Source organism: Wolbachia endosymbiont of Litomosoides sigmodontis (genome assembly GCF_013365435.1).
GTDB lineage: Bacteria > Pseudomonadota > Alphaproteobacteria > Rickettsiales > Anaplasmataceae > Wolbachia.
This window is the reverse complement of record NZ_CP046577.1, coordinates 660,688-682,503: the sequence shown is the minus strand read 5'-3', so window position 1 is coordinate 682,503 and position 21,816 is coordinate 660,688. Positions and strand designations below refer to the sequence as shown.

24 protein-coding genes, 3 tRNA genes and 1 pseudogene are annotated in these 21,816 nt (G+C 32.3%); 22 read left to right on the top strand and 6 right to left on the bottom strand.

The genetic code is table 11. The features are described from left to right. Positions 1–24 precede the first annotated feature (24 nt). Entirely contained in the window at positions 25–834 is an 810-nt protein-coding gene (gene trhO, locus GOY07_RS02825; protein WP_175838058.1) for an oxygen-dependent tRNA uridine(34) hydroxylase TrhO, read from the bottom strand. Positions 835–1,419: 585 nt separating this feature from the next. Beyond that, on the bottom strand, positions 1,420–1,563 hold the full coding sequence (locus GOY07_RS04405; protein WP_246224379.1) for a hypothetical protein: 144 nt from the start codon (positions 1,561–1,563) through the stop codon (positions 1,420–1,422). 587 nt (positions 1,564–2,150) lie between these two features. Here GOY07_RS04405 and GOY07_RS04400 point away from each other — a divergent pair. After that, positions 2,151–2,384 (top strand): hypothetical protein, encoded by a 234-nt coding sequence (locus tag GOY07_RS04400; RefSeq protein ID WP_246224375.1) that lies wholly within the window; start codon positions 2,151–2,153, stop codon positions 2,382–2,384. Positions 2,385–2,409: 25 nt separating this feature from the next. Here GOY07_RS04400 and apaG read toward each other — a convergent pair whose 3' ends face one another. Further along, a complete protein-coding gene (apaG, locus tag GOY07_RS02815; RefSeq protein WP_175838056.1) occupies positions 2,410–2,814 on the bottom strand; it encodes a Co2+/Mg2+ efflux protein ApaG in 405 nt (134 codons plus the stop codon). Positions 2,815–2,918: 104 nt separating this feature from the next. Between apaG and GOY07_RS02810 the strand changes: the two genes are divergently transcribed. Beyond that, positions 2,919–3,992, top strand: coding sequence for a 5-(carboxyamino)imidazole ribonucleotide synthase (locus tag GOY07_RS02810; protein WP_175838054.1), 1,074 nt, complete (start codon positions 2,919–2,921; stop codon positions 3,990–3,992). 1,315 nt (positions 3,993–5,307) lie between these two features. Here GOY07_RS02810 and GOY07_RS02805 read toward each other — a convergent pair. Together GOY07_RS02805 and def are read right to left on the bottom strand one after the other, a co-directional pair. Beyond that, positions 5,308–6,108, bottom strand: coding sequence for a uracil-DNA glycosylase (locus GOY07_RS02805; protein ID WP_175838052.1), 801 nt, complete (start codon positions 6,106–6,108; stop codon positions 5,308–5,310). Next, on the bottom strand, positions 6,098–6,637 hold the full coding sequence (def, locus tag GOY07_RS02800; protein ID WP_175838051.1) for a peptide deformylase: 540 nt from the start codon (positions 6,635–6,637) through the stop codon (positions 6,098–6,100). The genes GOY07_RS02805 and def overlap by 11 nt, the downstream gene beginning before the upstream one ends. Before the next feature lie 135 nt (positions 6,638–6,772). Between def and ftsA the strand changes: the two genes are divergently transcribed. The 9 genes and pseudogenes from ftsA to fmt all read left to right on the top strand — a co-directional run bounded on the left by ftsA (position 6,773) and on the right by fmt (position 15,094). Then, positions 6,773–8,011 carry a cell division protein FtsA gene (ftsA, locus tag GOY07_RS02795; RefSeq protein ID WP_175838049.1) on the top strand — a complete coding sequence of 413 codons (1,239 nt, stop codon included), beginning with the start codon at positions 6,773–6,775 and terminating at the stop codon, positions 8,009–8,011. Positions 8,012–9,622: 1,611 nt separating this feature from the next. Beyond that, positions 9,623–10,405 carry a type I methionyl aminopeptidase gene (gene map / locus GOY07_RS02790; protein WP_175838047.1) on the top strand — a complete coding sequence of 261 codons (783 nt, stop codon included), beginning with the start codon at positions 9,623–9,625 and terminating at the stop codon, positions 10,403–10,405. Positions 10,406–12,162: 1,757 nt separating this feature from the next. Further along, the gene (locus GOY07_RS02785; protein WP_175838046.1) at positions 12,163–12,471 is read left to right on the top strand and encodes an integration host factor subunit alpha; all 309 of its coding nucleotides are present in this window, start codon (positions 12,163–12,165) and stop codon (positions 12,469–12,471) included. A gap of 95 nt (positions 12,472–12,566) precedes the next feature. Beyond that, positions 12,567–12,638, top strand: a pseudogene (locus GOY07_RS04685) (MerR family transcriptional regulator); the annotation flags it as partial. Between the two features lie 3 nt (positions 12,639–12,641). Beyond that, the gene (locus GOY07_RS04390; protein WP_246224373.1) at positions 12,642–12,839 is read left to right on the top strand and encodes a hypothetical protein; all 198 of its coding nucleotides are present in this window, start codon (positions 12,642–12,644) and stop codon (positions 12,837–12,839) included. A gap of 171 nt (positions 12,840–13,010) precedes the next feature. Continuing rightward, positions 13,011–13,454 (top strand): PAS domain-containing protein, encoded by a 444-nt coding sequence (locus tag GOY07_RS02775; RefSeq protein ID WP_175838044.1) that lies wholly within the window; start codon positions 13,011–13,013, stop codon positions 13,452–13,454. Positions 13,455–13,567: 113 nt separating this feature from the next. Next, positions 13,568–13,774 carry a 50S ribosomal protein L35 gene (rpmI, locus tag GOY07_RS02770; RefSeq protein WP_175838042.1) on the top strand — a complete coding sequence of 69 codons (207 nt, stop codon included), beginning with the start codon at positions 13,568–13,570 and terminating at the stop codon, positions 13,772–13,774. Between the two features lie 18 nt (positions 13,775–13,792). Continuing rightward, entirely contained in the window at positions 13,793–14,158 is a 366-nt protein-coding gene (rplT, locus tag GOY07_RS02765; RefSeq protein WP_175838041.1) for a 50S ribosomal protein L20, read from the top strand. 27 nt (positions 14,159–14,185) lie between these two features. Beyond that, positions 14,186–15,094, top strand: coding sequence for a methionyl-tRNA formyltransferase (gene fmt, locus GOY07_RS02760; protein WP_175838040.1), 909 nt, complete (start codon positions 14,186–14,188; stop codon positions 15,092–15,094). A gap of 85 nt (positions 15,095–15,179) precedes the next feature. On the opposite strand, the gene GOY07_RS02755 is transcribed toward fmt, so the two are convergent. Beyond that, positions 15,180–15,686: a hypothetical protein gene (locus tag GOY07_RS02755; protein ID WP_175838039.1), complete on the bottom strand. Its 507-nt coding sequence runs from the start codon at positions 15,684–15,686 to the stop codon at positions 15,180–15,182. 200 nt (positions 15,687–15,886) lie between these two features. Here GOY07_RS02755 and carA point away from each other — a divergent pair, with 200 nt between their 5' ends. The 11 genes from carA (at position 15,887) to rplL (ending at position 21,762) form a co-directional block, all read left to right on the top strand. Next, positions 15,887–17,038: a glutamine-hydrolyzing carbamoyl-phosphate synthase small subunit gene (gene carA / locus GOY07_RS02750; RefSeq protein ID WP_175838038.1), complete on the top strand. Its 1,152-nt coding sequence runs from the start codon at positions 15,887–15,889 to the stop codon at positions 17,036–17,038. Between the two features lie 117 nt (positions 17,039–17,155). Next, a tRNA-Tyr gene (locus GOY07_RS02745) sits at positions 17,156–17,237 on the top strand. 4 nt (positions 17,238–17,241) lie between these two features. Continuing rightward, positions 17,242–17,313: transfer RNA gene (locus GOY07_RS02740), tRNA-Gly, on the top strand. Between the two features lie 78 nt (positions 17,314–17,391). Continuing rightward, positions 17,392–18,564, top strand: a complete 1,173-nt coding sequence (tuf, locus tag GOY07_RS02735) for an elongation factor Tu (protein WP_175838037.1) — start codon at positions 17,392–17,394, stop codon at positions 18,562–18,564. A gap of 23 nt (positions 18,565–18,587) precedes the next feature. Further along, a tRNA-Trp gene (locus tag GOY07_RS02730) sits at positions 18,588–18,660 on the top strand. A gap of 19 nt (positions 18,661–18,679) precedes the next feature. Continuing rightward, entirely contained in the window at positions 18,680–18,880 is a 201-nt protein-coding gene (gene secE / locus GOY07_RS02725; protein ID WP_175838036.1) for a preprotein translocase subunit SecE, read from the top strand. Beyond that, a complete protein-coding gene (nusG, locus tag GOY07_RS02720) occupies positions 18,870–19,703 on the top strand; it encodes a transcription termination/antitermination protein NusG (RefSeq protein WP_175838035.1) in 834 nt (277 codons plus the stop codon). Before secE ends, nusG begins: the two co-directional genes overlap by 11 nt. A 2-nt stretch (positions 19,704–19,705) precedes the next feature. Beyond that, positions 19,706–20,146, top strand: a complete 441-nt coding sequence (locus GOY07_RS02715; protein WP_175838034.1) for a 50S ribosomal protein L11 — start codon at positions 19,706–19,708, stop codon at positions 20,144–20,146. A 4-nt stretch (positions 20,147–20,150) separates the two neighbouring features. Next, positions 20,151–20,804 (top strand): 50S ribosomal protein L1, encoded by a 654-nt coding sequence (gene rplA / locus GOY07_RS02710; RefSeq protein ID WP_175838033.1) that lies wholly within the window; start codon positions 20,151–20,153, stop codon positions 20,802–20,804. Between the two features lie 11 nt (positions 20,805–20,815). Continuing rightward, on the top strand, positions 20,816–21,334 hold the full coding sequence (gene rplJ, locus GOY07_RS02705) for a 50S ribosomal protein L10 (RefSeq protein ID WP_175838032.1): 519 nt from the start codon (positions 20,816–20,818) through the stop codon (positions 21,332–21,334). A gap of 26 nt (positions 21,335–21,360) precedes the next feature. Further along, entirely contained in the window at positions 21,361–21,762 is a 402-nt protein-coding gene (gene rplL / locus GOY07_RS02700) for a 50S ribosomal protein L7/L12 (RefSeq protein WP_175838031.1), read from the top strand. Positions 21,763–21,816: the final 54 nt, after the last annotated feature.

Here is a 21,816-nt window from a genome sequence, read left to right as displayed (position 1 = left end):
TCTAATACGTAAACTTTCTTGTAATTATGAAGATTTGCAATTGAAACAAATCACTTGGCCGCGTGAGACTGATTTTAGCTTATCTGTTGAAACTTGATTTGAGCAAAATATGCATTTTATTTTATCACTTGGGTTAAGTGAGTTATTAATGGCGATTCTATCATCAAAAACGAAACACTCACCTTCCCAATTACCATTTTTATTGTGAGTTCTTTTAAGGTAAGAAAGAATGCCACCTTTAAGATGATACACATTATTAAATCCGAGGCTTTTCATGTACGCTGTAGATTTTTCGCACCTAATCCCACCTGTGCAATACATAGCCAAGTTCAAGTCTTTACTCTTGGAGAAGGACTTTGCCCATTGAGGGAATTCACGAAAACATTGCGTATGTGGATTGATTGCATTTTTAAACTTGCCCAACCTCACTTCATACTCATTTCGTGTATCTATTACTAAAACTTCAGGTTGAGAGATAAAATCATCCCAATAGTCTGGGTCGATGTATTTGCCTCTAAGAGAAATATCAAGATTGTTTACACCAAGATTAACAATTTCTCTTTTTAACTTTACCTTCATCTTACTAAATGGTTGATATTCTACTGCACTTTCTTTCCATGTAAGATCTTTCAGCCTATAATCGAAATGTAGAAAATCAAATATTTTATTAATTGCATTTCTTTTACCGGATATAGTTGCGTTAATGCCTTCTTCTGCAAGGAGTATGGTACCCTTTAGCTCAATGTTATTACATATGGCTTTTATTTCATCTTTCATGTCATAATAATTAGAGAGTTCTACAAAACGATAGAAAGTTGCTATAACAAAGCTCATGATTATTAACTTACTAACTTAGGATATGATATACAAAATTATAAAGATATTCAATAGATCAACTCTGGGTATCTTAGGCTTTTGTATATAACATTTTAATATTAAGTGTGGATTTGATTTAGTTTTTTTAAAGAGTATTTTAAAATATATGTTCTTAGTTTCTAGTAAGTATATTATTTGTTCGTTCTATATTATTATTGATATAGATTCTATTTACAAAGTTGGCGAATTCTGAATGGGTAATCAGCACGCTTTTTCCTGAGTATATACTTAATAAGTTAATTATGATGATAGAGGAGTTGGAAGTATATCTTTATATGTTTGGGCTAATTCTAGCTTAGCTTACCACATTTTTTCCATTCTCTGGAAATAAGGTTTTTAAGTTGCTTTGTTTATTAAGAGAAATTTTTTACTGAAGTAAAAGTGATTATTGATTTTCTGAAATAAAATTTCTAGGAGGTGGAATATTAGTGATGGGATTCAGTTTATATCTATACGTTTACATATTAATCCGCTCAAGTCTAAAAAATGTTAGCAATTCAATTACTGTTGCATCAACGCTTGAGTTCTCTTTTTTTACAGAGCTTATTTTTTTGGCGTTATTCCCTCTATACGTCCATCAATTATAGCTGAGATACATTTTTTGGTGCTAATGGAAGGGGTGATTACATATTTTGCTACACCATAATTTCTTGCGATTGGTACCTTTACCACAGGGGTATATCGCATCTAATTTTTACTACATGATAAATATTCAGCTGCTATTTTAGTAGTTGCAGAATCATTCTGCATTACAGCACTGATAGCTGTCAAAAAAATTCTACGAAAAGATGGGATGTCCTATTCTGCCATCAATACTAATTCAGATTACCACAATAAACATAGTATAAGTGGTGCTATATCATTAATTTTTACTTATCTTATGTGTAATTGCTGATATTAGTAAGTTTTACTTTGCAGATTATTCTATTTATAGATTAGAACATAGAGAAGGGATTTTTTATATACAAAGCAAGATTTTATAACAGTATAGCAAATACTGCAATAATGATAAGATATACGGCACTTAAGGATAAGGTGATCGTTAATATAGTTAGTGCGTCTAATTTCTTTGAGTTACACGATTCCAAATGCAATTATTGCTATTAGTATAGTGCTATTTTAAAGTAGGATATCTTCTATTTATTTCGTTTTTTGCTATATCTTTCAAGGGAATAGAGTTAAGGATTTAAAAAATACCGAATGAGGTTGAATGGACCATATATACTATGGGTCATCGACCTGTTTTCACATGCCTGAATATTCATATTCCTCTTATGAAGAAAAATATATTATCAGGATTTTTGCTTGTATTTATGGATACTGTTAAAGAGCTGACAGCAATACTCATTATCAGGCCATTTAATTTTAGAATTCTACTAATTAGAATATATGAACTTGTAAGCAATGAACGTTATAGAAAAGCTGCCCTATTTTTATTAATGTTAGTTATAATTGGCTTAATCTCTATAATAATCTTATTTAAGCTTGATGACAAAGGTAAAAAATAGGTTTTGATAGCGCCAATTAGTTGGTTTAATGTGGCCTGGTGTTTGTGTATGGACTATCCAAAGAAAAAGGCGGTATTGTAACCTCAAAAACTTTTGTACTTTCTTCATTTAGAAATTCGTACTTACCTTGCATTATTCCTGAAGGTGCATTCAAGTATGTCCCGCTTGTGTATTTAAATACTTCTCCAGGTTTTATCACAGGCTGCTCTCCAATAACACCAGCTCCGACAATTTCATTTACCTTTCCTTTGTGATCTATTATTTGCCAATGGCGGCTCAGCAATTGAATAGTTGATAAACTTTTATTTTTTATCTTAACATTGTACATCCATACGTAGCAATTTTCATAAGGAATAGATTGCTCTTCGATGTAAACTGGAAAAACTGTAACTTCAACAGAGTTAGTAGTAAGTGTATATTCTAAAGTCATGACAGAGTACTCATGATAGAAAAATAATACTTTAATTATACACTGTTTTTGTAGCTTCTTCAAGCATATTGTAGTATTCTAATTAAGAATTATTTATCGATTGTATGAGTAAGTCGGATGTACTTTGCAAAAGAGTGATAGGAATAGTAGGCAGTGGACAATTAGGTAAAATGATCGCTATTGCTGCAACAAAACTTGGACAAAAAACATATGTCTTTGCTAATGCTAGAGATGATCCTGCTTGTTCTGTTGCTGATGATTTAACAGTAGCAGATTTTTCTGATAAAAAGGCGATTGAGTCTTTTGCACAGAGTGTGGATTTAGTTACTATTGAATCTGAAAATATTCCATGTGAGGCAATTGATATTATGTCACAATATGTGGATTTTTATCCAGGTAAAAAAGCGTTGTACATTTCACAAAATAGGCTTAGGGAGAAAGATTTCATTAGAAATTTAGGCATAAGAACCACTGATTATAAAAGTGTACAAAATCATAATGAACTATTAGAAATTAGCAGAGCTTTTGGCTATCCAACAAGGCTGAAAACAGCAGAAATGGGTTACGATGGAAAGGGACAATATATAATATGGAATGATTCTCAAGCTAAGCGATCTGCTTCCTTTGACTGGAATGCACAGTACATTCTTGAAGCAAGTGTTGACTTACTAAAAGAGGTTTCAATAGTTATTGTAAGGGATAAAAATAGTAAAGTAGCTTTTTTTCCTGTGGCAGAAAATTACCATGTTGATGGAATATTGGATACTTCAATAGTGCCGGCTAAAGTGGATAGCAAGTTAGTTCGAGAAATACAACAAACCGCGGAGAAAATAGCAGGTGCGCTTGATGTAGTGGGAATTCTAGCTATTGAGCTTTTCATTACTAAAAATAGTGAGCTACTAGTTAATGAATTAGCTCCAAGACCTCATAATTCTTGCCACTGGAGCTTGGATGCATGTAATGTTAGTCAATTTGAGCAATTGGTTAGGGTAATATGTGAATTACCTATACAAGAAGTGGTATTGCGTTTTCCTTGTATGACGAAAAACATAATAGGTGATGATGTATATCATACTTGTAGGTATTTAAGTAACAAGAAGGCTAATTTAACCATATATGGAAAAAAAGAGGCTAGAGATAGGCGTAAAATGGGGCATGTTAATGTAGATTTAAGTTAACATAAAGTTTTGCCTCAAACACAAGTGTCACTGGTATCTAGAAGAGTTTGCTTATGATACAGATTATCACTGTACAAGGAGTGGATAGACAATAATGAAAAAAGAGTTCTGCTGCTGAGGTAGGTAAAAAAGTACAGTATAATAGCTGTAGCAAAAATATGTTGCATTTCAAAGACCGCATTGATTACATGGATAAAGTACCTAAAATTTGGAAGAGAAGAAAATTGTTTACTTTTCCTCAATCTAGTAGAAAAACTAGATTGAATCAGAGTTAATTTTAACGGGTTGAAGTGTGGATATAAAAAATATAGTATATTACCATTAAAGAAATGAGAATAGGAATCTAGGGGGAAAATTTAGCTTGAATGTCAGCAAGTTTAATGAACAAGATAAAGATAGACAAGAAGGATTAAAAAAACTTAATAGGGCTATTGGTAAATAGCCTGAATAAGAGTTAATCATTTTTGATGAATTGCAGTTTGCACATATTCAGAAGTTGGACACGGGTGATTTAAAAAAGGTGTTAGAACACAGGTTAAAATAAAATTAGGTAGATAAAATTTTTATCTCTATAGTGCAGTTAATCCTAGAAATAGAGAGAGTTCTAGCTTATTTATACTGAATGTTCAATACTGATTGAATGAATATATTTTTTGAATAAATGTTGCAATATTTGAGAACACAAGAAGCCTTTCTTATCATGAATTGTGCCAGTTGATATGAGTCAAGAAATTTAAAAATACCTAAAAATATCGAGATTATATATCTGCTACCAGCTTACCTGAATTCAATATTATTGAAGGACTCTAGGAGTTGTGTATAAAATAGAATATTTCGCGTAATAAAGGCAATAATATAATTGCTTTACTTGAGAAGTGTACTTTATACAAATTTATTACTTCTCTTAGCTATAAATGTCTAAGAAATTTATCAAATAGAAAAAAGGCAAGAAAAACCGGAGTAGCTAGTTGCAAACTCTTTAATTTAAAAAATTTGATATTGTGTGATGTCTTAAGTGCTTTATAAGCACGTTTCAGCTTGAATAGGGTTTAAGAAATCCAGAAATTTCTATAAAGACATATGGTACGTATAGTACAAAAGATTAAACAATAGTATACGGAATACAAGAACATTCTTGTTATTTTAATTTGCATAGACTGGAAAGTTATATAAATCAGCTACACTGATATAACTAAGTGGACTAGCAAAATGTGTCAAGCAATTTTCTACATTTCTGTAAGCTATTTTGAATGACTGCTATAGCAGTTGTGCTTGATGAGTAAGCAATACAAAGGTCCATTATTTTATCGATTTACTAGGCACCTGTACAGTTATTGATATTATTAAGGTATTCTCTAATCTTCTTCAAATCTTCCCAGGCTAAATGTTTTTGTGCTGGTTGACGAAGTAGATAAGCTGGGTGAAATATAGCAGCTGTAATAATCGAATGCGATAAGTATTGATTAGTATACGTATGGAATCTGCCACGCAAAATTGATATAGTTTTTGTGTTATCAAGAAGGCTATAACACGCGATACCTCCAACCAAAATAAGGATCTGAGGTGAAACTAGTGCAATATGTTTCTCAACGAATGGCTTACACATGTCGAGCTCTAGATCAGTTGGCTTTCTATTGCCTGGTGGGCGCCAAAATACAGTATTGCTTATGTATACTTTGGTGCGATCAAGATTGATTGCACTAAGCATCTTATCGAGCAGTATTCCGCTTACACCACAAAATGGTATGCCTTGACGGTCTTCATTTACTCCTGGAGCTTCACCAATAAGCATAATTTTCGCACTTTGATTACCATCGGAAAAAACAGTATTAGTTGCAGTTTTTTTTATCTCACAACCTTCAAATAACCTAACTGTACTTCTTAATTCATCTATGCTGTTACATTTACTTGCAAGTTTTCTTGCTTCAATTATCCAGTCACTTGGAAACATAGATTGCTGCTCTTTTTTTTGCCATTTATCTTGAGTAATAAAAGATTGCACAACTTTGCTACTTTTCTCTCTTTTTACTTTTTTTTCATCTTCACTTTCTGTTAGTGTGCAATCAACACCCACTTCGTGATAAAACTTTAGTAATTCTAAATCTTCATCGCTCATAGTAACTCTTAACCTTTTGCGCTTTTTTTATGGCGATATCATACTTCAATTTAGATAAATGTCTAATATATAATATACCATTTAGGTGGTCTAGCTCATGCTGAATACACCTTGCAAGCCAACCACTAGCTTTTAGTGTCTGTTCTTTATTATTTAAGTCTTTATATTTCACAGTTAAGTATTTTGGGCGTCTAATTTCATGACTTTGCTCTGGGATTGAAAGGCACCCTTCTTTAAGAAAGACTGGTTCATCTGATAGTTCTGTAATTTCAGGATTAATCATGCAAAATTTGCCAGTCGATTCATACCCTGCTGGTCTATCTTCGATATCCTCTAACTGAATATCCACGACAAAAACTCTCTTTGGCACTCCAACTTGTACCGCGGCAAGGCCAAGACCTTCTGCATCGTACATAGTTTCGAACATGTTATTTACTAGTTCTTTAATTTTATTATTTATGTCTGTTACTTCATTGGCACATGTGGTTAACCTTTTATCTGGAGCGATTATAATTGATAATTTAGGCATAAAGTTATAATTCTATGCTTTATTTTTTCCTTTGTCTAGTATTTAGATATATAAAAATGTTGCTGTATTTTTGTAATAGAAATATAAATTATTAAAGGAATCTGCTTAAATAAAATTATGTAATAAGGTCAACTAATGTACTCTGCAGTAATAGTAAAACCCAAGAGAGATGTTTTTGCTGTTTTAGATATAGGTACAACGAAAATTATCTGTCTAATTGTTAAGATGAGTAGCAACTTCAGCTATAAAATAATAGGCGCAGGTTATAAAGTTGCAGAAGGCGTAAACGGTGGATTAATAACTGATATAAAATATGCAAATTACTCTATTTCATCTACTATAGATTTAGCTGAGCAAATGTCAGAGGAAACTATAGACCAAATATGTGTTAATATTGCTGGGTGTGGAATCTTATCTTTTAATGTGCATAATGAGATTATTGCAGGTAATCATGAGATTTCTGACTTGGATATAAAACGTGTGGTTTTTCAAACGTTTGAGAAATATATCGAAGAAAATGTTATTATTCACAATATACCACTAAAATACCGCTTGGATGATATGACTGATATAAGAGAAGTTAGTGGATTATATGGAAAGAGATTGTCTGCTGATGTTAATGTTGTCACTGCTTCACGTCCAGCACTTACTAACATTGAAAATTGCATAACCAATAATAGTGATTTAAGTATGGCAGGTTGCATTGCTTCCGCGTATTCTGCAGGTCTTGCTTGTCTCAGTGAAGATGAAAAAGAGTTAGGAACTGCTATTATTGATATAGGAGGTGGGTGCACCGCAGTTGGGATTTTCAAAAGAAGCAAGCTTATATATGCAAACAGCATCCCAATTGGTGGTATTCATATTACTCGAGATATAGCTTATGGATTATGTGTGAACATAAAACATGCGGAGCGTATGAAAATACTGTATGGTAGTACTGTTGTAACTTCAATAGATGAGAACGAGTACATTGCAGTGCAAAATAGTGAGAATGATGAACAGATTCGAGTGCCCAAGTCTGAACTTATTGACATTATAAGACCAAGGATTGAAGAGATACTTGAGTTAGTAAAAGGGCACTTTCAGAAGCAGCAAGATCCAATTAATAAAGTGGTTATCACTGGTGGCACTAGCAAACTAGCAAGTATAAAGGAGATTGCAAGCTATATATTTAATAAACAAGTCCGTATTGGATACCCTGAGTCATGTAGTGGTCTTGATGGTGAATACGATAAGAATCCTGTATTTTCTGCTGCCATAGGCTCTATAAAGTTAATAATTGACACTTTTTATAAAAATAATCCTAGTATGCTAGGTCAGAATGGTAAAATAAGTAAGTTATACCACTGGGTGAAGTCGAAAGTCATGGTCTAGTCTCTGTGGACAAGATTTGATAGTCCTATAAAAACCTCAACTATTTTATTAGATCTGGGTAAATATGCCTAATACCAATTCTAATTGCTAGTGGATCAAATAAGTGACATTGCAGAATTATTTAATTGCTAAGTGGAAAAGAAAAGTAATAAGTTTGCACAAAGCCACTCTCGCGCAAAGCAATTGTGTTATAGACTTTAATTACGCAAAATGTTCTGTTTTATGTACAGCTTGAAATTTCTCAATAGGATTGAGCTCTGGTAAGTATGGTGATAGATATGTAATCTTGATATTTTAATATACCTTTAATTTTTTTGACTTATGCTAACTAATATAATCAATGATAAGAAAATTGTCTCGTATTCTAAAATATTGCAACATTTGTTCATGAAATGAATTCATACAATCAGTGTTAATATTTGGTACAAATACCTAAAAACTCTCTACATTTCTAGAATTAACTAGACTGTAGAGATAAAAATTTTACTACCTAATTTTACTTTAATCTTTGTTCTAGTATTAGTTCCATCCTACAAAGAGCACAGATAAATGATAGTGGATAAAGAAGAGCCATACCGAAGTAAGTAAGATAGCAAGATTTAAATGGCGTTAAAATGAAAATTATTGGATAAAGAAATCTTAAAATCAGCAAAAAAATGCTGAAGAAAATACGAAATAACGTATATGTTACAAAAAACAAAACGCTGTAATTGTAGCAAAAAAGCACAGCATAATAGCCGTTGCATTTCGAGAACAACATTAATTACATGAAGAAAGTACCTAAAATTTAGAAGAGAAGAAAATTGTTTACTCTTACTAGCGCTATAGAAAAATTAGATTGAACCGGGATTAATTTGAATAAGTTGAGTATAAATTTAAGAAAATTCTAGTCTTCTCATTAAAGAAACGAGAATAAGAATCTGGGGAAATTTGGCTAATGTCAGCAAGTTTACAGTAATGTGTAAAATGAAGTTTTCATGTATCAGTCCAGACCAATTCACAATAAAAAAGATAAAAGTAGACAAAAAGAGTAAAAAAACTTAATGAGATATTGATAAGTATCCTGAACAAGAATTATTTATCTTTGATAAATTGCAATTTGGTGTACATCATTGATTATGCTAGTTAGCACAAGTTAAAAGATTTAAAGGTATATTAAAATATCAAGATTACATACTTACCACCATATTTACCAGAGTTCAATCTCATTGGGAGACTTTAGATTGTACATATGTTTTATTTTGTACTTTTCTTTAGCATTTCTTTTGCTGACTTACTTACTTCTGTATGACTTCTTTTCCATTACTGTCTATCCGTTTCCTGTAAAGGAGAATTAGTATGAAATATGTAATTCGTAGACATCTATGAATTTACAAAATATTCAATCTGATTTTTGACTTACAATTTTGAGTATTTACCATTAATTTGACACGTATAGTTATGTATTACGCACTAATTTCCTGCTTTAGTGGAAGCATATTGCAATGTTTGTATAGTTATATGCTTGACACTGGGATCTATGGAATTTACTTTGATAACTGATAAACTGTAAGCAAAGCTGTTAATCTTACATAAAAATGTGTATGGTAACTACAATAATATGCGAAAAATATGAACATAACTTTACATTCACAAAAAGATTTTGAATTTATGCGTAAAGCTGGAAGGTTAGCAGCTAAAACTCTTGATTTCATTGCACCATATGTAAAACTAGGAGTAACAACTAATGAATTAAATGATTTATGTCATGATTTTATAGTTAAAGCAGGTGCAATTCCGGCGCCATTAAACTACAAAGGATATCCCAAGTCGATTTGCACTTCAAAAAATGCTGTTGTATGTCATGGCATTCCTGATGATGAGCAGCTTAAAGATGGGGATATTTTAAATATTGATGTTACGGTGATTTTAAATGGTTGGTATGGTGATACAAGCCGCATGTTTTGGGTTGGTAAACCATCAATGAAAGCAAAACGCTTATGTGATGCTACTTATGGTGCATTGATGGAAGCAATAAAACAGGTTAAGCCTGGTAATAAATTGAATGAGATAGGCCTTGCTATAGAAAAGTATATTAGAGATTTTGGCTATTCTATCGTACGTAACTATTGCGGACATGGTATAGGAAAAGTCTTTCATGCTCCGCCGAATGTAGTACATTTCTATGATCAAGATGAAAGCCTTGTATTAAAGGAAGGGATGTTTTTTACAATAGAACCAATGATCAACGCTGGGAAGCATGAAACTCTCCTTAGTAAGCTTGATAATTGGACAGTAATAACATGTGATCTTTCACTTTCTGCGCAATTTGAGCATACACTTGGGGTAACAAAAGATGGTGTTGAAATATTTACATTATCACCTAAAAATTGGCATTTCCCTCCTTATAACTAAATTCTTTTACAAACCATATGAATATCATAATTTGAAAATAGGGGGAACGGAATTACAGAAAACTACTTGATAAGCATGTTATTGGAGTCACTTAATTATCTTCAATCTGTGTGAATAAAATGACGAAAAACTTAATGTACTTGGTGTCTTGTGTTTAGTTTTTTGCATTATATACACCTCATGTCTTTAATAAACTTTAAAATTTTACCTAATATAAGCTAAAAATGCACTTGCTAAAGTATTTGAGATAGTATAGGACGCCTAATTTAAAAAAATAGATAGTAAATATTAACAGTGATTCTTTTACCTTATTTTCTACTTGATGAAGCTTCTAATACTAATTTTCAATGTTAGTGGGTTAAATAAGTGACATTGTACAGAGTTATTTAGTTGGGAGTGAGAAAGAGAGGTAATAAATTTGCACGAAGCACTCTCATGCAAAGCAATTGTACTATAGACTTTATTACACAAAATATTCTATTTTATATACAACCAAAGTCTCTCAATAGGATTAAGTTCAGGTAGGTGTGGTATCAAGTATATAATTTCGATACTTTTAGATACTTCTAAATTTTTTAACTTAGATCAATTAGCACAGTCCATAGAGATAAAAATTTTATTTACCTAATTTTACTTTAATCTTTGTTCTTATTGATTCAACAATATAAAGAATAGATAGGTAATAATGGATAAAGAAGCAATGCTGAAGTAAGTAGGATAGCAAAGTTTTAATGGCGTTGAAATGAAAATTTATTGGATAAAAAAATCTTAGAATTAGCAAAAGAAATGCTGAAGAAAGTACGAAATAATACATATGTTGCAAAAAAGTTAAATGCTATAATTGCAGCAAAAAGCACAGCATAACAGCTGTTGCATTTCAAGAATAACATTAACTATATGGAGAAAGTACTTAAAACTTAAAAGAGAAGTGAAATTGTTTACTCTCTTCAACGTTGTTGAAAAACTAGATTGAATTTTAAAATCAATTCGAATAAATTAAAGTATGCATATGAGAAAACCGTGATATTGCCCATTAAAGAAATGGGAATAAGAATTTAGGGAAAATTTGGCTTTAATATTAGCAAGTCTACAGTATGCTGTATATTTAAAAATGAAGTTTTTTGTATATTACGTCAAGAACAATTTACAATGGATAAGATAGAGGTAGACAGGAAATTTTTAAAAACTTAAATAGACAAACTTTTGTTTCTACAGTAGTTAATCTTAGAAATGTAGAAAATTCTAGTGTATTTGCACTAAATATCAACACTAATTGTATGAATATATTTCTTGAACAAATGCTGCAATATTTAAGAATGCAAGAAGTCTTTTTGAGAGACTTTGGTTTTCTATAAAAAATAGAATATTTTGTGTAATTAAAGTCTATAGTACAATTGCTTTGCGTGAGAGTGTTTCGTGCAAATTTATTACCTCTCTTTCCTCACTTAGCAATGTCGCTTATTTAATCTATTAACACTGAGAATTGGTATTAATTTTATTGTTGATAGTGAAAGTATGAAACGGAAATACATCGGTACATTTTATCCATTGTCAATGGATTTACGTTTATTATGAGTGAAATTGTAGTATTAACGTTAGCCCTTTTACAGGTCATAAATGGCGCTTTTGCAGTATTTGCAATTATTAGCCACTAGTATTTTAATACTGCTACAAGAGAAGCACGTTCTAAAAATAAAGTAGCCGAAGCTTAGGTTGATTATTATATTATATTCATATATTGTAATACTCACTAAATTATGGATTGCGTTACAACAAGGGGTATGACAGTAACTAAGGCAATAATAGCTGAAGATATAAACCAAGAAATTGGGTTATCAAAAGAAGACTCTGCTGCAATAATAGATGATATATTGGATGAGATAAAAACAAGCTTGGTAAAGGACGGCATAGTAAAAATATCTTCATTTGGAACATTTTCGATTAAAAAAAAGAAAGAAAGGCCAGGAAATGTACCAAATACGTCAAAAAAAGTAATAATCCAGGCAAGAAATTCAGTTTCTTTTAGACCATCAAAAGTAGTAAAAAAATTAATAAATAATCAATGAATAAGGAAAAATTGTTTTATACAATTGGGGATGTAGCTTAAGAATTGCATTTAAAGCAGCCCATTTAAAGGGGTTAAGGAAATCAATTTCGTCAGATTAAACTCATACAACGTAAGGGAAGAAGGCTATATGATAATAAATGTATAGAAGTCATAAAGAAAATAAAGTACATGCTATATTATAAAGGATATACGATAAAGGGGATGCAAAGAGAATTTGATTCTAATATAAGAAGTGGTTGTGATTTTAGTAATTTATTACAACGACTTACTAACTTGAGAGATTACTATTTAATCAGCAAAATAGATAGTGAGAAAAGTAATGAATATCATAAGAGTGGTATGAATGTATTTGGTATATATAGCTAAAAATTAACTAAGTAAGGTGTGGCCTACGTTAAAGTAATGGTTAGAGAAAGTACTATATCAGTTACATAGCAGTATGGGTATCTAGGTGACACGTACCCTTGTGGTTAAGAAAAAATCAATACATTCACAGTAGATTAAGCTTATATCTGTGTTTTATATGTGGATGTTGGAATGGGAATTTATACAGGTAGAGAAAGAAGAATAGCAAATGTAGTGACTCAGTACTGGAGTGAGATAAAAGGACCAAATAGAGACTGGCCAGAAAGGCAAGAGATAGATACTGCTGAAATAATGGAGTCATGGCAACATTGCTATATTATTGAAGTTAATGATCGAGGTTATATCTGTGAGAATGCAGGAGAAAAAGCTGTTGAGTTCTATGGTTTTGAGAAAAATATGTGTATTGATAGCAAATGTTCAATTAATGCACCGTTTTTACGATTATATAAAATAGATGCGGTTATTGATAAATTTGATACTATAGTAGATAGTAAATGTCCAATCAATGAAGAGGAAGAAAGTGAAAGTGTTAAAATGAGGCAAGTATTGTTGCCACTCGGAAATAAAGAAGATGTAACCCATATATTAGGTGTAACTACATTTAAGCTCCTGTAATATATAGATTGTGATTATATTACAACTTTAGGTTGCATGCTATTTGATTCTTTGATAATATTACTCATATTACTGAAAAATTTGATGATAATGTTCGTGAACTTATTTAAGATATGAAGAAAATAAAATTGAAGACCAAGTCCTCTGTTAAAAAGCGTTTTAGTCTTACAGCTAAGGGCAAGGTTATTTCTACGCAATCAGGTAAAAGGCATGGTATGGCAAAGAGAAGTAAATCTAATATTCGTAACCAGCGCGGTACTACGATTCTTGGTAAATCTGACTCACGCATAGTTAAGCTTTATATGCCTTATGGAATTTAACAAAACGGGGGTAATAAAATGGCTCGAGTAAAACGTGGAGTCACTACTCACGCTCGTCATAAAAAAGTATTAAGTTTAGCAAAGGGTTATAGAGGGCGTGCGAAAAGTTGCTATAGAGTTGCGTTACAAAAGGTTGAAAAAGCATTGCAATATGCTTACAGAGACAGAAGAAATCGTAAGCGCGATTTCCGTAGTTTGTGGATAATACGTATTAATGCAGCAGTAAGGGAATACGGGCTTACTTATAGTAGATTTATGCACGGTCTTGCACTTACTGGAATTGATTTAAGTAGAAAGATTCTTGCTGAAATGGCCGTTAACTATAAAGATGATTTTGCAAAATTAGTAGGAGATGTAAGTAATAAACTGACAGAGAATTCTTGATTTCCTTAGGCAAAAGCATTTGGCGGTATGAGAATCATTTTTATGGGATCACCAGAGTTTGCTGTCAATGCGCTAAATTCGCTATTAAAGTCAAAAAATGAGGTAGTGACAGTATATACTAAGGCTCCAAAACCTTCAGGGCGTGGACAAAAACTAACAAAATCTCCAGTGCATGTTATTGCTGAAGAAAGAGGTATAGAGGTATGTACTCCTACTTCTCTGAAATTTTTGGTAGAGCAAGAAAGGTTTGAGAAATTTAAACCAGACATTGCAGTTGTTGCTGCTTATGGACTGATGCTTCCAAGAGAAATTCTGGGTATTCCAAAGTATAGTTGTATTAATATTCACCCTTCACTGCTGCCTAGATGGCGTGGAGCAGCTCCCATACAGCACACTATTTTAGCTGGAGACCAAGAAACTGGAGTTAGCATTATACAATTGAATGAGGAATTAGATTCTGGTCCTATTTTAAAGCAGAAAAAAATTCTAATTAAAAAAAATGATAATTATAAAACTTTACATAATAAATTATCTAAGCTAGGTAGTGACTTACTGATGGAAGTAATAGATGAAATTGAAAAGCACCTTCCTCTAGAACAAAGTGATGATGGAGTATGCTATGCTGAAAAAATGGAAGATTATAAAATTTATGCAAGTGACATCTGTGAAGTTGCTTATAGAAAAGTTAAAGCTTTTTATCCCAAGGCATTTGTTAAGATAGAGCATAGACGTGTAAGGATACTCGATGCTGATTTTAAAGTAAATGCTTCTCTAACTTCAGGACAAGGTAAAATTATTAATGATAATATGCACATAAGTTTAGAAAGTGGCACCTTAATTCCTAAAATTGTCCAAATGGAAGGAAGAAGTCCTTGCAATATTGAAGATTTCGTTCGTGGCTTAAAATTTAGCATAATAAGAAAATTTATAGAATAAAATCATATATAGCTGTGTGGTAAAGAAATACGAGACAATACAGCTTACTTAATCAACGTACACAAAATAAGTATAGAGGTGAGAGCTATACATGGCGTTCTTGTAATGGGACAAATTTTTCAATGCTACTAACAATAAAATTAGTTATATTTTCAGCTATATCATCGAATTTATCGTTTATGCTTGTACTCATTTCTTTATCTTCAGCATATTTATAATCCTTAGTATATTCATGTATGGCTAGAATGGCTACAGTTGCACATGTTATAGCTATACCAGTTTTTGCTATGATAAGCAGTGATAATCCACCTGCAAATGTGGATATTAACCCAACGATTAGGTTTACAATCCTGCTTTGTGTTGTTTGTGGCGTTGATTGATTTGGATCTGCCTGTTTATCCTCTAAGACATTCAATAGTGTTTTTGAGGCAATTTTTACTGCTATTGCTATAACTGAGATCATGATTAGTCCTATGACCATTTTTGCTAAAAGAAAAATTGAAGGTAACATCGTCATAAATAATAGTGAGTTAGCTCCTATAATTAGCCACTTCTGATTTATTTTTTTAGGTAATTTACTATTAGCAAACATTATACTCTCCAATATATTAACTTAATAATTAAGTCAAATTTAATATGAAATATGAAAGTAGTCAATGATATATTTAAATTTAAGGTGTATAAAAGTTTTTTTCATGTTATTTAATTATGACTAAATTCTAATTTTTAGAAAGAGTTATACATTATTAGAAATTCTTATATACTATTTTAAATCAGTTTAGAGAGAATTTAGTGCAGGATACAGTTCTAGTTTTACAAGATGGCAAGTGCTTTTTAGGAAAGTCAATAGGTAAAAAAGGCAAGTGCATAGGTGAGATCTGTTTTACTACTGGTGTTACCGGTTATCAGCATACTATAACCGATCCTTCTTTTACTGATCAGATCATAATGTTTACTTTTCCTCATATTGGCAATATTGGAATAAACGATAAAGATAATGAAGGAAAGAAAATTTTTGCAAGTGGTGTGATTATGCGCGAACTTTCTCCTGTATCTCATCCTTCTTCATATGTAAGTTTAAAAGATTGGTTAGAAAAAAGTAACTTAGTTGGAATATCAGGAATTGACACTAGAGCCTTGACTAGGCATTTGAGAAAACATGGGCCTCAAAATGGAATAATATGCCCATTGACCCACTCTGATGTTACCACGATGTGTAACACTGGTATCTGTAATGATCAAGGTATTTTGGTAATAAAAGATCTATTTAATGAATTAAAAAAACATAAGCCTGTAAATGGAATAGAAATAATCGGTAAAGTTAGTTTAAATAACAATTTTAAAAATGGCCTCAATGCAAAATATAAAGTTGCAGTAGTTGATTTTGGTGTAAAAGCTAGTATAATTTCACGCTTAATAGAGCTTGGTTGTGCAATTGAATTAATTAAGCCAGATAGAGGTTTCGCTCAAAAAATATTAAGTATATGTCCAGATGGTATAGTGCTCTCTAACGGTCCTGGAGATCCGCAAGAAATAGGAAAAAGTGTAACTCCAGAGATAGATGTTATTGTAAAATCTAAAATACCAATTTTTGGTATATGCATGGGTCATCAATTATTAGCGATTACTTTGGGGGCAAAAACTATCAAGATGAACGTTGGTCACCGAGGAAGTAATCATCCGGTTTATAACGTAAGTAGCGATAAAGTTGAGATCACTAGCCAAAATCATGGCTTTGTTTTAGATCCATCTTCTCTACCAAATAACGTTGAAGTTACTCATATTTCTATGTTTGATAGTAGTATAGAGGGAATAATGGCAAAGGATTATCCAGTTTTTTCTGTACAGTATCACCCAGAAGAAGCGCCAGGTACACATGATTCACATTACTTATTTAAGCGTTTTATTGGCAATATTGTGTTGTATAAAATGAAATCTGTCTGATTTTAAAAATCAGGCAAAGGTTTTATTGCTTGATTTTTTGGTTTTTGGTGTTAATATAAAGTATAATAAAAGCTTAAGTTAGAATACTGGAATAGTGCTCTCTTAACAAATTCTTGTGGAGGAGTGACCGAGTGGTTAAAGGTAACAGACTGTAAATCTGTCCGCGTTGCGTACGTAGGTTCGAATCCTACCTCCTCCATTGCGCGGGTATAGCTTAATTGGTAGAGCTCTAGCCTTCCAAGCTAGCGGAGTGGGTTCGAATCCCACTATCCGCTCTTTTTTTTGTTGTATTTTTATAAAATCAATATATTACTTATTGATGTATTTGTATTTTAGGTAGAAAAGTTAAAGTTATGACACAAGTAGTGGAAGCATTTGGAAAGCCGCATGTCAATGTGGGAACAATAGGGCATGTGGACCATGGGAAGACAACGTTGACAGCAGCAATAACAAAGCATTATGGAAATTTTGTAGCGTACGATCAAATAGATAAGGCGCCAGAAGAGAGAAAAAGAGGAATAACAATTGCAACAGCACATGTTGAATATCAAACGGAGAGTAGACATTATGCACATGTTGATTGTCCTGGACACGCTGATTATGTGAAGAATATGATAGTTGGTGCAGCACAAATGGATGCAGCGATTTTGGTGGTGTCAGGAGTTGATGGACCTATGCCGCAAACGAGGGAACATATATTGCTCGCTAAGCAAGTTGGTGTTGGATATATTGTAGTGTATATAAATAAAGCTGATGTATCTGATTCTGATATGATAGGTTTGGTAGAGATGGAAGTGAGGGAATTGCTAAGTAAATACGGATTCCCAGGTGGTGATGTTCCAGTGATAGTTGGGTCTGCATTGAAAGCATTGGAGGAAAATGGTGGTGAATATGGGAAGAAATCAATAGATAAATTGATGGAGAAGTTAGATGAGTATGTAGAAGTTCCACCAAGACCTGTAGATTTACCATTCCTATTGCCAATTGAGGATGTATTTTCAATATCAGGGCGTGGAACAGTAGTAACAGGAAGAATAGAAAAAGGAGAAATAAAGGCTGGTGATGAGGTAGAGATAATAGGTCTAAAAACTACACAGAAAACAACATGCACTGGTGTAGAAATGTTTAAGAAATTGCTAGAAAAAGGAAGTGCTGGGTTAAACGTGGGTATATTGTTAAGAGGTACGAAGAGAGAAGAAGTGGAAAGAGGACAAGTATTAGCAAAACCAGGAACAATAACGCCTCACAAGAAATTCAAGGCAGAAGTTTACATATTAAAAAAAGAAGAGGGAGGAAGGCACACACCATTTTTTGCGAATTATCAGCCACAATTTTATTTAAGGACGACAGATGTAACGGGGAATATAAAGTTACTAGAGGGAAAAGAAATGGTAATGCCTGGAGATAATGTAAGTATAGAGGTAGAATTGCAAGTGCCGATAGCAATGGATAAGGGATTGCGCTTTGCAATAAGAGAAGGAGGTAGAACTGTTGGTTCTGGTGTTGTTTCTGAAGTTTTGGAGTGAAAGGGGAGAGGATTTTGAGTTATAGGAGTGTAGCTCAATTGGTAGAGCGCTGGTCTCCAAAACCAGAAGTTGTAGGTTCAACTCCTATCACTCCTGCATTAATATTGTAGCAGAAATGTTGAAAATTTTAAGTATTTTTTTTTGTGATATAAAGCAGGAAGTAAGAAGAATTGCCTGGATGAAAAAGCAAGAAGTTTTATCATCTCTATTTGTTGTAGTGATTGTTATATTATGCTTTTCAGTTTTCTTTTGCTTTGTAGATTTTATATCTCTTTATGCGATTAAGGCTTTATTTGGAATTGTTTATGGCATATGAACATAAATGGTATATTATTAAAATTAATTATGGGCATGAGAGCAATATACTTGAATTAGTAAGCAATGCTACCTATTTTAAGGAGGTATTTATTCCTTATCAGACAGTATGTAACTTGAAGTCTAATATAGAAGTATGTGAAGTGTATGTATGTATGTATCTATGTGATGAGAGTAGAAATATCTTAAGCAAAACGCTTGGATTTTACAGTAGTGATTCCTGTAGTTTTGAAACAGTTTCAGATGAAGAGGTGGATTTGAAGCGTAAGGAATTTAATAAATATAAGTGGTATATTTTAAGAGTTGCTTCTAATTATGAAGAAAAGGTGTGTCAACACGTACTGGAAAATTCTATGAGATTAGGGGTCGATGGTTATTTTAAGGAAGTTTTCATTCCGTATGAAGAACCAAGTGAAGTAGAACTAAGATCTAAAAAAGCTACTATACGAAGAAAGTGTTTTCCTGGTTATGTTTTTTTATATGTGAATTTGTGTGATGAAGTGCTAAATTTTGTTAATAATATACCAAAATCTCTTAAAGTCTATGGATTCTTAAAAAATGGTAATGTTCCAAAAATGATTTCTGATGATGAAATTCACTCAATGTGTAATGCGCTTTACAGTGCTCAAGAAACGAAAAAGTTAAGCCATGGTTATGAAAAAGGTGAAAAGGTAAAAATTAATGATGGTCTTTTCCAAAATTTCACTGGCAAGGTAGATGTGATTAATGATGAAAAGAGAGTTATTAATGTAGAAGTGTCAATTCTAGGTAAGCCAACAATAATAGAGCTTGATCTAGCTCAAGTGGAAAAAATAGAGGATTAATTATGAATGTAATAGTTGCCAAGATTAACTTACTGATGGAAGCGGGAAAAGCAGTTCCTGGGCCAAAAATTGCTTCAGTGCTTGGTCCGCGTGGTATATCTATTCCTAAGTTCTGCGAGGCTTTCAATAAAGTGACTAGTACAGCTAATACCAATTATAAGGTTGGTGATTTGGTAACAGTGCGAATTTCTATAAAGGATGACCGATCTCACGATTTTACTATCAGTGGCCCACCTGTAGCTTACTTACTTAAGCAGGAAGCTAAATTGAATAAAGGTTCTGGTAATTCTGGTAAAGAATTGGTAGCTAGATTGCCTATATCTGCTATAATTAAAATAGCAAGATATAAGATGGTTGATATGAAAGTGGATAATGAAGATTCAGCAGTGAAAATGGTTATAGGCACTGCTAAATCTATGGGTATAGAAATTATAGAAGATTAGAAGCATGAATATGCATAATGGCAGTCCTAAGGAGTGTTTGGAGGAGATTATTAAGTCTGCTTCAGCGAAATTTAACGAATCAATTGACATTGCAGTTAATTTGGGTATAGATTCACGTAAATCTGAAGAACAAGTGCGTGGTATAATAGTTTTGCCTAAAGGTATTGGGAAAGATATTAAAGTAGCTGCCTTCACTCAAGATAAGCATTTATTAGAAGCTAAAAAAGCTGGTGCTAATATTGTGGGGGGAGAAAATTTGGTTGAAGATATAAAAAGAGGTAGAAAATTGGATGTTGATTGGTGTATTACCACTCCTGATTTTATAGCAAAAATTACTCCTATTGCAAAGTTATTGGGCACTAAAGGATTAATGCCTAATCCTAAATTTGGTACCGTCACTTTTAACGTTGCAGAAGCTATTAAAACCATCAAGTCTGGTCAAATAAAATTTAGGACAGATAAAAATGGTATTGTTCACGGCAAATTAGGGAATATCAAATTTGCTGTTGATGATTTGCTAGAAAATTTAAAAGCCTTTCTTAAAGTAATTAAAAGTAATAAACCTATTTCTGTAAAAGGAGTGTACTTTAAGAGTATTTTTTTAAATTCAACTATGGGTAAGGCTTATAAAGTGAGTAAAGTGGAAGATATAATTTAGGGGGTAATACCGTGAAGCGCAAGAATAAAAATGAATTTATACGAAATATAATAAACGTGTTTATAAATAATGATTTTTTAATACTGGTAAACTTTAAGTCTATAAATGCTAGTGATTCATTAGCACTTAGGGATAGCTTAAAGTCTACGGCAAGTGGGATGCTAGTAGTTAAAAACACTCTAGCACGTTTGGCTTTAGAAAAAACTGATAAATTTTCTTACTTGTTAGATAAGTTTTCTGGTCCCGTTGCTATTATATACTCTAGCAGTATAGTAGAGGCTGCAAAACTAATAATTGACTTCATTAATGCTAATAAAGAAAAGATGTCTGTGATTTGTGCAGCTCACTTAAATCAGTTGCTTACAGCAGAGGATGTTAATAAGCTAGCTATGTTGCCTTCTCTTGATGAGCTGCGTATTAAAGTTGTGCATTTAATATTTTATAATATTTCTGCAAGATTGGTGTTATCTATTAACTCACCTTCCATGAGGCTTATGAAAGTATTAGATTATTATAGTTCTAAAAAATAAATTTTATTGTCAAGTAAGGTAGTAGTATGAGTAATGTAACAAACGATTTAGTTGATAAAATATTATCTTTAAATCTATTAGAGGTCTCTGAACTTGTGAAAAGTCTAGAAGAGAAAATAGGGTTACCTGCTGGTTCTTTTGTTGGTGGAGCTGTTAATGCTAATGCACCTACTAGTGATAACGCTGCCATTTCTGCTGCTCAAGAGAAAACTGAATGTAAAGTTGTGATTAAAGAAATTGATGCAAGTAAAAAAATGGAGATCATTAGAACAGTGAGAAAAATTGATTCCACATTAAGCTTAAAAGAAGCAAAAGAGTTAGTTGAATCCTTGCCTAAAGATTTGACTGCTAATATTCCTAGGGATGAGGCAGAGAAAGTAAAGCAGCAGCTCATTGAGTCAGGGGCGATCAAAGTGGAACTCGAGTAGGATGTTGATATTAATATATTAATTTTATATTGATATAGCCCTTTGTAGTTAATT